This is a genomic window from Brevibacillus sp. WF146, from assembly GCF_001673705.2.
GTDB classification, from domain to species: Bacteria; Bacillota; Bacilli; order Brevibacillales; family Brevibacillaceae; genus Brevibacillus; species Brevibacillus thermoruber.
Genome location: NZ_CP109943.1, coordinates 3,571,988 through 3,584,707, shown reverse-complemented (window position 1 = coordinate 3,584,707; position 12,720 = coordinate 3,571,988). Strand labels below are relative to the sequence as shown.

The 12,720-nt window shown below is 52.8% G+C and carries 14 protein-coding genes and 1 pseudogene; 9 read left to right on the top strand and 6 right to left on the bottom strand.

Annotation, left to right across the window (positions count from 1 at the left end; all coding sequences use genetic code 11):
• Positions 1 to 44: 44 nt before the first annotated feature.
• From A6764_RS17730 to A6764_RS22455, 6 genes and pseudogenes are all read left to right on the top strand, one after another.
• Positions 45 to 263, top strand: coding sequence for a hypothetical protein (locus tag A6764_RS17730; protein WP_029097674.1), 219 nt, complete (start codon positions 45 to 47; stop codon positions 261 to 263).
• A 151-nt stretch (positions 264 to 414) separates the two neighbouring features.
• Positions 415 to 540: a hypothetical protein gene (locus A6764_RS17725; RefSeq protein WP_255309762.1), complete on the top strand. Its 126-nt coding sequence runs from the start codon at positions 415 to 417 to the stop codon at positions 538 to 540.
• Positions 488 to 712, top strand: a complete 225-nt coding sequence (locus A6764_RS17720; protein WP_255309757.1) for a helix-turn-helix domain-containing protein — start codon at positions 488 to 490, stop codon at positions 710 to 712. The genes A6764_RS17725 and A6764_RS17720 overlap by 53 nt, the downstream gene beginning before the upstream one ends.
• Before the next feature lie 151 nt (positions 713 to 863).
• Positions 864 to 947 (top strand): annotated as a pseudogene (locus A6764_RS22460) (IS3 family transposase); the annotation flags it as partial.
• Positions 948 to 965: 18 nt separating this feature from the next.
• Positions 966 to 1,142 carry a hypothetical protein gene (locus A6764_RS17715; protein WP_255309758.1) on the top strand — a complete coding sequence of 59 codons (177 nt, stop codon included), beginning with the start codon at positions 966 to 968 and terminating at the stop codon, positions 1,140 to 1,142.
• Between the two features lie 18 nt (positions 1,143 to 1,160).
• Positions 1,161 to 1,541 (top strand): DDE-type integrase/transposase/recombinase, encoded by a 381-nt coding sequence (locus tag A6764_RS22455; protein ID WP_255309761.1) that lies wholly within the window; start codon positions 1,161 to 1,163, stop codon positions 1,539 to 1,541.
• A gap of 94 nt (positions 1,542 to 1,635) precedes the next feature.
• On the opposite strand, the gene A6764_RS17710 is transcribed toward A6764_RS22455, so the two are convergent.
• The 6 genes from A6764_RS17710 to A6764_RS17685 all read right to left on the bottom strand — a co-directional run bounded on the left by A6764_RS17710 (position 1,636) and on the right by A6764_RS17685 (position 8,049).
• On the bottom strand, positions 1,636 to 2,517 hold the full coding sequence (locus A6764_RS17710; RefSeq protein WP_255309759.1) for an agmatinase family protein: 882 nt from the start codon (positions 2,515 to 2,517) through the stop codon (positions 1,636 to 1,638).
• A gap of 142 nt (positions 2,518 to 2,659) precedes the next feature.
• The gene (locus tag A6764_RS17705; RefSeq protein ID WP_065068006.1) at positions 2,660 to 3,424 is read right to left on the bottom strand and encodes an amino acid ABC transporter ATP-binding protein; all 765 of its coding nucleotides are present in this window, start codon (positions 3,422 to 3,424) and stop codon (positions 2,660 to 2,662) included.
• Positions 3,421 to 4,098, bottom strand: coding sequence for an amino acid ABC transporter permease (locus A6764_RS17700; protein WP_065068007.1), 678 nt, complete (start codon positions 4,096 to 4,098; stop codon positions 3,421 to 3,423). Before A6764_RS17700 ends, A6764_RS17705 begins: the two co-directional genes overlap by 4 nt.
• A 67-nt stretch (positions 4,099 to 4,165) precedes the next feature.
• Positions 4,166 to 4,981: a transporter substrate-binding domain-containing protein gene (locus tag A6764_RS17695; protein WP_065068008.1), complete on the bottom strand. Its 816-nt coding sequence runs from the start codon at positions 4,979 to 4,981 to the stop codon at positions 4,166 to 4,168.
• 180 nt (positions 4,982 to 5,161) lie between these two features.
• Complete coding sequence (locus tag A6764_RS17690) at positions 5,162 to 6,529, bottom strand: sigma-54-dependent transcriptional regulator (RefSeq protein ID WP_255309760.1); 1,368 nt, start codon at positions 6,527 to 6,529, stop codon at positions 5,162 to 5,164.
• Positions 6,526 to 8,049 carry a transporter substrate-binding domain-containing protein gene (locus A6764_RS17685; protein ID WP_065068009.1) on the bottom strand — a complete coding sequence of 508 codons (1,524 nt, stop codon included), beginning with the start codon at positions 8,047 to 8,049 and terminating at the stop codon, positions 6,526 to 6,528. Before A6764_RS17685 ends, A6764_RS17690 begins: the two co-directional genes overlap by 4 nt.
• Positions 8,050 to 8,364: 315 nt before the next feature.
• On the opposite strand from A6764_RS17685, the gene mqnC reads away from it, so the two are divergent.
• The 3 genes from mqnC to ytxC all read left to right on the top strand — a co-directional run bounded on the left by mqnC (position 8,365) and on the right by ytxC (position 12,423).
• Positions 8,365 to 9,471 (top strand): cyclic dehypoxanthinyl futalosine synthase, encoded by a 1,107-nt coding sequence (gene mqnC, locus A6764_RS17680; protein ID WP_065068010.1) that lies wholly within the window; start codon positions 8,365 to 8,367, stop codon positions 9,469 to 9,471.
• A 602-nt stretch (positions 9,472 to 10,073) separates the two neighbouring features.
• Positions 10,074 to 11,336 (top strand): group II intron reverse transcriptase/maturase, encoded by a 1,263-nt coding sequence (gene ltrA, locus A6764_RS17675; RefSeq protein WP_264622304.1) that lies wholly within the window; start codon positions 10,074 to 10,076, stop codon positions 11,334 to 11,336.
• A 166-nt stretch (positions 11,337 to 11,502) separates the two neighbouring features.
• A complete protein-coding gene (gene ytxC, locus A6764_RS17670; protein ID WP_065068012.1) occupies positions 11,503 to 12,423 on the top strand; it encodes a putative sporulation protein YtxC in 921 nt (306 codons plus the stop codon).
• The last annotated feature ends 297 nt before the right edge of the window (positions 12,424 to 12,720 follow it).

The following is a 12,720-nucleotide window of genomic DNA, read 5'->3' as shown; positions in this document are numbered from 1 at the left end:
TGTCTACTACTATAGAGGTACAGTCCATACAACGGGAGGTACCGATGAAAACGCTGGGATCGGGGAAAGTCATCTACTATGCACCGGATGGGACAACCCTGGAGCTGAAAGGGGAAATAGACGTCCGCGGGGACCGTGTGGCCGTCACGGAGATTATCTATTTTAATGGAAAGCCAAACGGCGCGCGGGAGATGAATCTGCCGCTCGCCCAGTCGGTCATTTACTGGGAACCGGAAGTGTACGAGGAAATCGGCTTCGAATAGAGTTGACGCAACCTTGCCAATAGGCAGGGTTGCTTTTCTCTGTTGCGCAATGAAAAAAACCACCAGAAAGCTTGTAGAGTGCACCCCTTAAAGTAGACATTGGAAAAACCCCCTGGGAAATCCGATGTAACATTAGGGAGGTGCATTTTTCATGGCAATCAAAGGACAAAAGTTCAAGTATTATCCATTGGCGGTGAAAAAAAGAGGCAATCCGATTACATATTGTGGAGAAGTGGACGTACCGACAGATCACAGAGCATTTGGGAATCCAGGATAAAGATCGAGTGAAAAAGTGGATGCGGAAATACAAGCAACTCGGGGAGTTTGAGCTTCTGGATCAGCGCGGGCGACGCGAGGAGTACATCGATCAAGATCGATATGTCCAGAAATTGAAACGGGAGAATGACATGCTAAAAAAGTGTTTGGAAATTTGGATGCGGGAGGCGTGAGAGGAAAGTATCGTGCGATTGAAGCAGCGGCAGCCTTATACCCGATTACCGAACTCTGAAAGCTTCTTGGGGTATCCAGAAGTGGCTACTATCGGTATCTGGCTCAGAAGGAGGTGAATCGAAGCAGTGAGATCAAACACAATTTCAGGCCATCTATACCGAGCGTAAAGGAACATATGGGTATCGAAGAATTCAGGCAGAACTCCTTCACCAATACGGCAATCTTGTGAACCATAAGAAGGTGTTACGGCTCATGCAATTGCTTGGACTGAAAGCCATCATTCGTCGCAAGCGAGCATACCGGAGTACGTATCAAGCGGCTGAATCAGAGGGGCGTGTTGCCGAAAATCTGTTGAAGCGTGACTTCACAGCCGAGAAACCAAACCAGAAGTGGGTGAACGATGTGACGCAGTTTCGTGTAGGAGATTGACGTATTTTTTTGTCGGCGATGAAAGACTTGTGTCATAACGAGATCGTGGCGTACCATGTGAGCTTACGCAATGACAATGCACTTGTCCTAGAGGCGTTCCGGAAAGCATTTGAAAAACATAAGGACGTGTCTGGACTGATCGTTCATAGCGACCAGGGGAGCCAGTACACGTCCCATGCTTACCAAGACATGCTGCTGAAGGTTGGAGCCCGAATCAGCATGTCCCGTCGAGGCAATTCTCGACAATGCCTCCATGGAGAGCTTCTTCTCGCATCTCAAAACGAAACGCTCTACCCTTATGATATACGAAGTCTCGACGAAGCACAAAGACGAATGGAAGAATATATTCAATTTTATAACGAAGAACGAATTCAGCTGAAGCTGAACAAGCTGCCCTAGGTCGAATACCGGAGGCAGCATGCAGCCTAGGGTGTTTTTCGATGTCTACAAAATGGGGTCTTGACCACTTGAATGATGACGGTGGTTTTGACATTCATTCACGACGAGCGGGTCTGTGCGATTCCCCCTGTTTTCGCTTGTACAGGCCGGCCATGAAATGAAGGAAAACGTGCAGGCTGACTCTGGATGTACGGTCGCGGGTGTCTTTGCTCGGGTCTACGCAGACCATGTCCATCGCAAGTGTTTTATCCCATTCACCGAGTCTCCTCGCGGCATCGAACAGATCGTACGGCGAAAGCCCGCCGGGACCGATTGCCGGAACGCCGGGGACATCGCTTTGATCCAGTACATCAATGTCAAACGTGACGTATACCGCATCTACTTTTGATCCGAGGTAGGAAATGGCTTGATGTAGGATATCGTCCATTCCTTGACGATGAACGTGGCGGGAGGTGTACAACGTAATGCCTTGACGTTCCGCGTATTTTCTGTACTCCCGCGAGTTGGCAAAACTCCTTAGGCCGATCGTCACAATGTCTTCTCCTCTGACAACCGCTTCCTCCACCAGGCTGCGAATCGGGGTGCCGTTGGAACGACCGCCGTATTGCGTGTCACGGACATCAAGGTGCGCATCGAACTGGATCACACCGATCCGCTTTCCGAGTGACCTGCTCAGTCCGGTCAACGCCGGAAAGGTGATGGAATGATCTCCTCCGACCAGACACGGGAAGACGGAAGGCAAACGGCGGGTTACTTCCGCGAAGGCCTGTTCGATATGGCGATGGCATTGCACAATATCGGTTACGTGCATGACCACATCGCCGAGATCTCGCACTCGAAGCGGCTGCAGGTCCAGATCTTCGTCCATATCGTATGTGGTAAAAGATGGGAACAACTGTCGGAATGATGACGGATGCAGATGGGCCCCTGAAAAACTGATGGAGCTTTTCGACAAAGGTGCCCCGATCAGGGCCACGTCAAATTCTTCTTCCCCGTCCCACTCGGTAATCCAGTCGCACAGTCGCGTGACGTACGGGTCTCCTTTTCCCGGTGAAAACAGTACGCTGGGACGCTGCAAGTGATGAAAGGTGTACATACAGATCGATCCTCCCGTTTGTTTATTCTGCTCGTTCCAGTACCTGATGCAAAAATATTTTCGTCCGTGGATGGGACGGCTCGCGAAATATTGTCTCCGGAGTCCCTTCCTCGATGATGACCCCTTTGTCCATGACGACGATGCGATCCGCCACATCGCGGGCAAAGCCCATTTCGTGGGTAACCACTACCATGGTCATCCCCTCTTTGGCCAATTGGCGCATTACCTGCAGCACTTCGCCGACTGTTTCCGGATCGAGTGCTGATGTCGGTTCATCGAACAGCATCACTTTGGGTTTCATCGCCAGCGCGCGGGCGATCGCCACACGCTGTTTTTGCCCGCCCGACAAGTTGGAAGGACGGGCGTACGCCTTTTCCGCCAGTCCCACTTTTTGCAGCAGGTCCATCGCCAGGTGATTGGCTTCCTCACGAGTCATCCCACGCAGCGTGATGGGGGCCATCGTGATATTTTCGATCACCGTCTTGTGCGGAAACAGGTTGAATGACTGAAACACCATTCCTACGTCCTGCCGCATGCGGTTCAGTTCCTTTTGCGGCATTTCCACACTCCTGCCGTTCACTGAAGTCCGCCCGATCGGCCTGCCCTCGATCCGGATTTCCCCCCGCTCAAACGTCTCCAAATAGTTGATGCAGCGAAGCAGCGTACTTTTGCCGGAGCCGGACGGCCCGAGAATGACCACGACTTCCCCTTGACGTACCTCTAGATTGATGCCCTGCAATACATGATTGTCACCAAACGATTTGTGTAATCCGTTGATTCTGATCATCGCAAGTCATCTCCCGTGTGAAAGCGTTTTTCCAGCATAAGGCCGAGATAGCCGATTACATTGTTCAACAGGTAATACAAAATGGCTACCGCGAACAGGAACTCCATGGTTTTGTAGGTGTCGGCAATCATGATGTTAGCTTGCCGGAACAGTTCCACGACCGTAATCGTTGACAAGAGAGACGAGTTTTTGGTCAGCGAAATAAATTCATTCGTCAACGGTGCCAGCATGCGAATAACGGCTTGTGGAACAATGATCTTGCGCATGGTTTGGGCGTAGGAGAAGCCCAGCGAACGCCCCGCTTCCATTTGTCCTTTGTCGATCGACTGAATGGCGCCGCGGATCACTTGCGAGGTGTATGAGCCGCTGTACATCCCCAATGCGATCACGCCGGAGATCCAGGCGACCGTGTCAACTTTGAAAATGATCGGGAGGCCGTAATAGAGTAAAAACAGCTGAACCAGAAGCGGTGTCCCGCGAAACCACGACAAATACGCAAGCGATATGAACCGGATCGCTTTCACCTTGGACATTTGACCGAACGCAATCAACAAACCGATGAAGAGGCTCAAAATAAATCCGGCACAAGTGTACAGCACCGTGTAAACCAGTGCTTGCAGTAACAGGCGTATGTTTTCCCATTCGGCCAGGACGGAAAAATCTAACGATTCCATGTGTGTCACCTCGAATGTTCTGATTTACGGAGAAAGGGTGTGAATAGACGTTCACACCCGTTTCGTTTTATTCAAACCACTTTTTCACGATTTGGTCATACACGCCGCTTTCTTTTACTTTTTTCAACGCCTCGTTGACCGCTTTTGTAAATGCGGAGTTCTCTTTACGGATACCGTATCCGTAAAACTCTTCCGTCAGTGTTTTATCCAGCACCTTAACGATTCCGTTTTCCTTGGCATACGCTTTTGCCGCCGGGAAACCGGTGACGACCGCATCTACTTTGCCGGTCTCCAGTTCCAGGAACATTTCCGTGTTTTTCTCCACTTTTACCAATTCAATATCTTTATAGTTTTCTTCCAGGTACTTCACCGACTTGGTGCCAATTTGAACGGACACTTTTTTCCCTTTCAGATCCTCGATTCCCTTGATCGAGTCGTTGTCTTTTTTCACCATAATGGCGAGGCCGCCGGGAAAATACGAATCGGAGAAATCAATCGTTTTTTTGCGTTCATCCGTGATGTACATAGCGGATACGATCATGTCGAACTTCTTGGCCTGAAGCCCGGGAATTAATCCTTTAAATTCGGTGTCGACAAACTCGACCTTGTCCGCACCCAATTCTTTGGCGACGGCCTGAATTAAATCGATGTCAAACCCCTCGTATTTATCGCCGGTTTTGTATTCAAACGGTTTAAACGTAGCGTCGGTTCCTACCGTAAGCGTTTTCGTTTGGGCGATTTTCTGCAGAACCTCGTCCTGGGCGGCACTTCCGTTAGCTTCGCCGCCTCCTGCTGTTTGCGTTGCGCTCCCACAAGCTGCCGTCATCACGGCGAGCGCACCGAGCGCCAGTGTCACCATCCACTGTTTGACTGCTTTCATCATACTTGATCCCCCCATGTTCTTATTTGGTGTTCGCTAAGTTGTAGATAGCAACAACCGTGCCAAGTCCTTTATGGAGAAAAACAAGGGGGAAAGCGACTCGCATGGCGGCGAATTCTGCCTATGCGGCGGAATCTGCCGATAGTTGTCGAAAAAAAGCACACGGGCTTACCCCCATGTGCTTTACTCTTTCCTGTACTTTTTCAGTTTGTCACGCAGGGTTCGTTCGCCGATGCCGAGCACATCGGCTGTCCTGCGGCGGTTCCCATCCATCGCCTGAAGCGTCGCCATAATCACTTTTCGTTCCACTTGTTCCATGGTTTCGCCGACGAACACCGGGATCAGTTTGTTGTCGTCAACCGCGTAAGACGTCTCCTCGCGCAAATCGCTGGGTAAATCCTTTACCGTTATGGTATCGGAGTCGGACAGGGCAATCGACCGTTCGATAATGTTCTGCAATTCCCGGACGTTTCCCGGATACGAATAACTCAGCAACAATTCCAATGCGTCCGGTGCGATTTCCTTGATTTGCTTGGACATTTTTTTGTTGAACTTTTGGATTAAGTGGCGGACGAGCAGCGGAATGTCTTCCCTTCGCTCCCGAAGAGGCGGCATCGTGATCTGGATGACGTTCAGCCTGTAGTACAAATCTTCGCGAAAGGATCCGTTTTGCACCTCTTTTTTCAGGTCTTTGTTGGTAGCGCAAATAATTCGTACATCCACAGACTTTTCCTGCTGTCCACCCACTGGAGTCACTTTTTTCTCCTGAATCACCCTCAGAAGCTTGCTTTGCAGCGCCAGGTCAAGTTCGCCAATCTCGTCCAAAAACAGCGTCCCCCCCTCAGCCAGTTCGATGATTCCCGGTTTACGCGAGGTGGCGCCGGTAAACGCCCCCTTTTCATAGCCGAACAATTCGGACTCCATCAAATGGGCGGGGATGGCGGCACAGTTGATGGCGTAAAAGCCTTTTTCCCGGCGCGTTCCGGAAAAATGGATCGCACGGGCAACCAGTTCTTTTCCTGTGCCGCTTTCTCCCGTAATTAACACATTGGAATCGATGTTTTTTACTTTCTCGATAAGGGAAAACACCTGCCGCATCGGCACGCTCTGCCCGATCAATCCGTGAACGTCGTATACCTTTTGAATTTCTTCGTTTAGCCACTCTACCCGGTGTTGCAGCTGGTACTGTTCCAGTGCTTTGGCTGCGAGCACTTTCAGCTCTTCCATGTCGATCGGTTTGCTGATGTAAGTAAACGCGCCGCTTCTCATCGCCTGTAAGGCTGACGGAATGCTGCCGTAAGCGGTCATGATCATCACGACGGTTTTCGGCGATAGTTGTTTCACTCTCTTCAAAACGTCGATCCCATCGTGAATCCCCAGCCGAAGATCGATCAGGGCGAAGGCAAATGTTACCCGCGTTACCAGTACATACGCCTCTTCCGGATCTGTGGCTGTGTACACCTGGTAGTCGTCTTCGAGAACAAATGACAGAGATTTGCAGATTGTGCTTTCATCGTCAAGGATCAGGACGTTCGGTTTGTTCGTCATCATGATGTGTTCTCACCCGCCGAAGGTATTTTGAGCAGAACAGAGGTGCCCTCACCTTTTTTGCTTTGTATATTGATGGATCCGGAGTTCTCCTCGATCAACTGATAACAAATCGACAGACCCAGCCCGACGCCGCCGGGTTTTCTGGAAAAAAACGGTTCAAACACCTTGCTCAAGTCATCCGAATTGATACCTTCGCCGGAATCTGCGATGGTAACCTCGACGAATTCTCCATTCCGCTTGGCGGAAATGGCAAGTGACCCTCCGCCGTTCATGGCGTCTATCGCGTTTTTGAATACATTGATCATGACTTGTTTGATCTGCTGTGGATCGGCCCACAGGTAGAGCGACGGCGGAACATCCAGATGAACCCGTATCGCTTTCTCTTTGATCAAAGGATGGAAATACAAATGAACCGCTTGCACCAGATCGAGCAGATTGAACGCGGTGCGCTCAGGCGGTCTTTGGCGAGCAAAATCCAACAAGTCGTTGATAAGCCGGTTAAGTCGCCGCACTTCTTCCGCAACGTGTTCAGAGAAGAACTCGCGATACTCGCGGTTATCATACTTTTGCGGAAGCATTTGTGAATAGGACAGGATGGTCGTAATGGGATTGCGGATTTCGTGGGCGATGCCGGCCACCAACTGACCCAGTGACTGCAGCCTGTCCTTTCGGGCCAACTCGTCCATCGTTTTTTGGTAATCGTCGATGCGCTTTCGCAATTCTCTCTTCAGTGCGAAGTTCCACCACAATATCATGAGCAAGATGCCAAACAGGATAACGGCCCCGGTGAGGATGTACGTCAGCATTTCCTCAAGCAGAAAATAGTGCGGATAAATGTATTCGCCAAACCACTTTCTCTCGATTTTTTTATAGGTGCCGTTGCGCTTGATCTGGCGAATTCCCTCGTTGATCGTCTCCAGCAGTTCTTTGTTTTTCTTCAGCACCGCCAAGCCGTAATCGGTCGGGTCAATGGGGTCGCCGACGATTTTGATCTCATCGTATCTGTCGCTGTGCTGCAAAACGTATTGACCGGTTATTTGATTGCCAACGAACGCGTCAACTTCACCATCCAGAAGCAGCCGTAACGCTTCTGCCTGGTTCTCCACCTTGATCATGTGTGCCTTGTTCACGTGTCGAAGCACTTCTCCACTTATGTCGCCGCGCTGCACGGATACCTTGTGGCCAGCCAAATCGCGCGGGGAGAAGATGGTGTAGTTCTGTTTGCGGACAAAAATCCCCTGGGCACTGGTGAAATACGGTTCGGAGAATTCATAGAGCTTTGCTCGTTCGCGGCTGTACTTCATCCCTTGAATCGCGTCCACCTGTCCGTTTTCCAAAGCTTTCAGTGCCTCTTCCCACGGCATGGGATGAAATTCGAAGGTAACTCCCGTTTCAATAGAGACACTGTTTAAAATGTCGACGTTAAACCCTTGATAAGTGCCGTTTTGCAAAAACTCGAAAGGGGGAAAGTTGTTGTCTCCCGCAACTTTTATGACCTTCGTGCCGTTTTTTTCCTCCACATTCCCAATCGCCTGGAACGGAGAAATGAAAACAGCGCACAAAAGAAGGAACGTGAGCACAGTTTTTTTTCGTATGGATGCCACCCCACTTTCCATACGGCATATGTGTAATACAATTATAATATAAAATTGACAATTCGCCATTTTGCCAATTGCCTGTAACGAGGCAGGGGTTGTTCCGCGTTCCATTTTTTCATGGGGCTACAATAACGGCCCACATTGACTTGATACTGACCGGCAACACCTTGCCAATAGGCAGGGTTGCTTTTTTGTGTTACCATGAATCGTGGACGCAGTGTAGAAGGAGTGATCCTTTTGATCGATAAGATTTTGGAGCGGGCGCTCGCCGGCGAACGCCTCGGCCTGGAAGACGGCCTCGCCCTGTTTGCGAGCGACGAGATTGAAAAAATGGGCCACTACGCCGACCTGGTCATGAAGAAGTGGCATCCGGAGCCGATCACCACGTTTGTCATCGGGCGCAATATCAACTACACCAACGTGTGCGACACCTACTGCCGGTTCTGTGCCTTTTACCGGCCGCCGGGTTCCAAGGAAGGGTACGTGCTGCCCAACGAAGTGATCTACCAAAAAATTCAGGAGACGGTGGACGTGGGCGGCACGGAAATCCTGATGCAGGGCGGCACCAACCCGGACCTGCCGTTTGAGTACTACCTGGATCTGCTGCGAAACATCAAAAAGCGCTTCCCGCAGATCACGATGCACTCGTTTTCCACCGCGGAAGTGCAAAAAATGGCGCAGGTGTCCGGCCTGCCTGTGGAAGAAGTGCTGAGGCAGTTGAAGGAAGCCGGCCTCGACTCGCTGCCGGGAGCGGGCGGCGAGATCCTGGACGACCGCACGCGGCGCAAGATTTCCCGCCTGAAGGGTTCCTGGAAAGAGTGGATCGAGACGCAAAAGGCGGCCCACCGTGTCGGCCTGCCGGGTACGGCGACGATGGTGATCGGCTTTGGCGAGGAGATGGAAGAACGCGTGCTCTCGCTGATGCGCATCCGCGAGGCGCAGGACGAAACCAAGGGCTTCACGGCCTTTATCGTCTGGACGTTCCAGCCGGAAAACACCAACATGAAGGCGGTCAACAACACCCCGGAGGAATACCTGAAGACGCTGGCGATCAGCCGCCTGATGCTGGACAACATCGCGAACTTCCAGTCGTCCTGGGTGACGATGGGACCGGAGATCGGCAAGCTGACGCTCTCTTACGGCTGCAACGACTTCGGCTCGACCATGATGGAGGAGAACGTCGTTTCCGCCGCCGCATGCACCTACAAGGTGAACACCAACCTGATCCTGCAGCTCATCCGCGAGGCGGGCAAGATCCCCGCGCAGCGCAATACGCGCTACGAAATCCTGCGCGTCTTCCGCGAAGGGGAGATGGCGGAGCGCGACTTTGTCATGCAGAATTGACCGATCGGACAAAAAACACGGAGCCGCAACGGCTTCGTGTTTTTTTGCGGTGCGCCCGGCATGGGCGGTAGCTATAGGGTGAAAGTCCCGAACGGGGGTTGGCTGTACCAACCGTTAGCCTAAGGCAAGGGTGTCCGCCGCGAGGCGGAATCTGAAGGAAGCCGGCGGCAAAGTCCCGACCTGAGGTACACGAACCCGATTTGAGGCTGTTGTACTTGGGCGAGCCTGCCGCACAAGGTGAAGCCCCATACAGCCAAAGGGTACAACAGTAAATTGGGCAGGTACATGGGACGAAGGCTACCGCTCTTACCCGGGGAGGTCTGCATGGTACGCCTACTATCGTTGGCAACCGCCTCCGTGAGGGGGCGTTGAACATGCAGAAGTCAGCAGAGGCCATAGTACCCCAATCGGGGACGCCTGAGGGGGAAGGGCCGAACATCAAGTCAGCATATGTCCCAACCTCTTTCGATACGGTGTGTCGAAGCAGAATTCAGAACTGGAACTTCCTCTGGAGAGTAGGGGTGAAGCCCCGAGGGTACAGAGAAGGGCTGAGCATCGTACGGCAAGCTTGGCGACATGTGCGCGGAGGAAGGAGTATCGTTATGGATCTGCTGGAGAAGGTTCTGTCTCGGGACAACCTCACGGCCGCCCTCAAACGAGTGGAAGCCAACAAAGGCGCTGCGGGAGTCGACGGTGTTTCAACTGAACAACTGCGCGACTACCTTCGCCTGCACTGGGCGACCATCCGGTCGCAAATCGAGACGGGAACCTACAAACCGACTCCTGTTCGCAGGGTCGAAATCCCGAAACCTGACGGGGGAATACGGTTGCTAGGCATCCCTACCGTGGTAGATCGCTTCATCCAGCAGGCCATCCTGCAGGTATTGACTCCCATCTTTGACCCAGAATTCTCCGATTCAAGCCTCGGATTCCGCCCGGGTCGCCGCGCTCACAATGCTGTGCAGAGAGCGCAACAGTACATCAAGGAAGGATTCCGGTATGTGGTCGACATCGACCTGGAGAAGTTCTTCGACCGGGTCAACCATGACATCCTGATGAGCCGGGTAGCCCGCAAGGTGAAGGACAAGCGTCTCCTTAAACTAATCCGCGCTTACCTGCAATCCGGAGTTATGGTCAACGGAGTGTGCGTCTCAACGGAAGAGGGTACACCGCAAGGTGGCCCCCTGAGTCCGTTGTTGGCCAACATTCTGCTGGACGACTTGGACAAGGAACTGGAAAGGAGGGGACACCGTTTCTGCCGCTATGCGGACGACTGCAACATCTATGTCCGCACCAAACGCGCGGGGGAACGGGTAAAGGCGAGCGTGGAGCGATACTTGACCAGGGTGCTCAAACTCAAGATAAACCAACAGAAAAGTGCGGTAGATCGGCCGTGCAATCGAAAGTTCCTCGGCTTTAGCTTTGCTCCGGGAAAAGAGGCACGGATACGCCTGCATCCCAAATCGATCATCCGGTTAAAAGAACGAATTCGCCAACTGACCAACCCGCATTGGAGCATCCCTATACAGGAGCGAATTCAAAAACTCAACCAATACCTCATGGGATGGATCGGATATTTTGCGTTGGCTGAGGCGAAAACCCACCTCCTGCGGATTGAGGAATGGATTCGCCGAAGGCTCCGTCTCTGCCTGTGGACGCAATGGAAACGAATCCGTACGCGATACCGCGAACTTCGTTCCCTCGGTCTTCCCCACAGCAAAGCACTGGAGATTGCAAATACCCGCAAGGGTGCATGGCGAACAACCAAATCTCCGCACATTCACAAAGCCCTTGGTATTACCTACTGGCAACAACAAGGGCTCATGAGTTTGGTGCAGCGATATTTCGCACTTCGTCAAGCTTGATGAACCGCCGTATACCGGACGGTATGTACGGTGGTGTGAGAGGACGGAGGTTAGTCGCCCCCTCCTACTCGATCAAGCGAGCCTTCCCCCTGTTTCCATCCGTTTAAAAGTATATCGCCCCAGGCGGGACATATACTGTAACTACACTGCGGATGGGGGGATGGATATGCAGAGTTTTGCCGTGTGGCTGGAAAATGTCCCTGCGCATTGTGACGCCTTTCGCTCCATCGTGACCGAGCTGAAGGAGCGGGTCAACACGGAGCCGGTGCGCATTACATACAGGGAACGGGAGCAGGGCGAGTACCGCTTGTTCCACTTTCGAAGCTGGTCCGCCGAGGAGTACAACGCGGAGACGATCGAGTGGGCCCGGGCGTTTGTTTCCCTGGCGGTGGCCGAATGGGTCCTCCGGGTCAAGGAGCCGGAAGTGCTGGAGGAGATCGCCGCCGACCTGCTGGAAGCGGAAGCGCTGGAAGAGGAGTGGCCATTCATCCTTCCCTATGTGCAGCGGATCTGTCAAGACCAGGAAGAAGGCGGCACGGATCTGCTCCAGGCTACTGCCCGCAAGGCGGCCGTCTACCGCAAAGTGTTCGCCTTTCTGGAAGAGGAGCGGGAGCTGAATGTGCTCGGCTTCGTCCGCTTCCGTCTGCAGGAGCATTGGAACGAACTGTTTGAAATGGTGGAAACTGGTCTGGACGATTATCTGGAAGACAAGCAGTACCAGGAATTTGTCGATCTGCTGCGGTACTTTATCGCCGCGCAGGAGACCAAACAGGAAGTGGTTCACGTCGTTCCTAGTGTGGACAAACCGTTCCTCCTCTATGACAAGCACGGCCAACGGCTGCGGCTGGAACAGCTCGATGCCGTCTTCAGCATCGGCGAGCAGAACAGCCGCGAAGAGGACTACCTGGTGAGCGCGCTGGTGACGCTCGCTCCGGAGCGCGTCGTGCTGCATCTGGTACAGGACAGGCCCGCCTTGATCCAGACGATCCACAGCATCTTTGACGGCAAGGTGATGACGTGCCATTCCTGTCCGCTTTGCCTGGCGGGCAGACGCGCACTTGACGGACACAAGCCAACTCCACTATAATGACAGACAACAACTACAGATGTGTTGAAATACGATGAGAAGGACATGGACGATATCCACGTCGCTCCAGAGAGGCGGGCCGCTGGCTGGAAGCCCGCTGCGGACGCGTATCGCTCCACCCCCTTCGAGTAGCGGCCGGGAACGAAGCCACGTGCTTCCAGTATCGGCTCGCCGGGCATACCGTTATGGCAAGGAAGGATTCGGCTTTCGTTCGCATGGAGGATGGGTCGGGAGGACGTCCCGACGGCAATTGCTCCGGCCGAATCAAATGAGGGTGGTACCACGGGTAAGAAACAC

Coding starts and splice junctions, on each gene's coding strand:
- A6764_RS17690 (WP_255309760.1), bottom strand. CDS start 6,529: ATGATGACGAACAAACCGAACGTCCTGATCCTTGACGATGAAAGCACA.
- A6764_RS22455 (WP_255309761.1), top strand. CDS start 1,161: ATGAAAGACTTGTGTCATAACGAGATCGTGGCGTACCATGTGAGCTTA.
- A6764_RS17715 (WP_255309758.1), top strand. CDS start 966: ATGCAATTGCTTGGACTGAAAGCCATCATTCGTCGCAAGCGAGCATAC.
- ltrA (WP_264622304.1), top strand. CDS start 10,074: ATGGATCTGCTGGAGAAGGTTCTGTCTCGGGACAACCTCACGGCCGCC.
- A6764_RS17700 (WP_065068007.1), bottom strand. CDS start 4,098: ATGGAATCGTTAGATTTTTCCGTCCTGGCCGAATGGGAAAACATACGC.
- A6764_RS17705 (WP_065068006.1), bottom strand. CDS start 3,424: ATGATCAGAATCAACGGATTACACAAATCGTTTGGTGACAATCATGTA.
- A6764_RS17725 (WP_255309762.1), top strand. CDS start 415: ATGGCAATCAAAGGACAAAAGTTCAAGTATTATCCATTGGCGGTGAAA.
- ytxC (WP_065068012.1), top strand. CDS start 11,503: ATGCAGAGTTTTGCCGTGTGGCTGGAAAATGTCCCTGCGCATTGTGAC.
- A6764_RS17695 (WP_065068008.1), bottom strand. CDS start 4,981: ATGATGAAAGCAGTCAAACAGTGGATGGTGACACTGGCGCTCGGTGCG.
- A6764_RS17730 (WP_029097674.1), top strand. CDS start 45: ATGAAAACGCTGGGATCGGGGAAAGTCATCTACTATGCACCGGATGGG.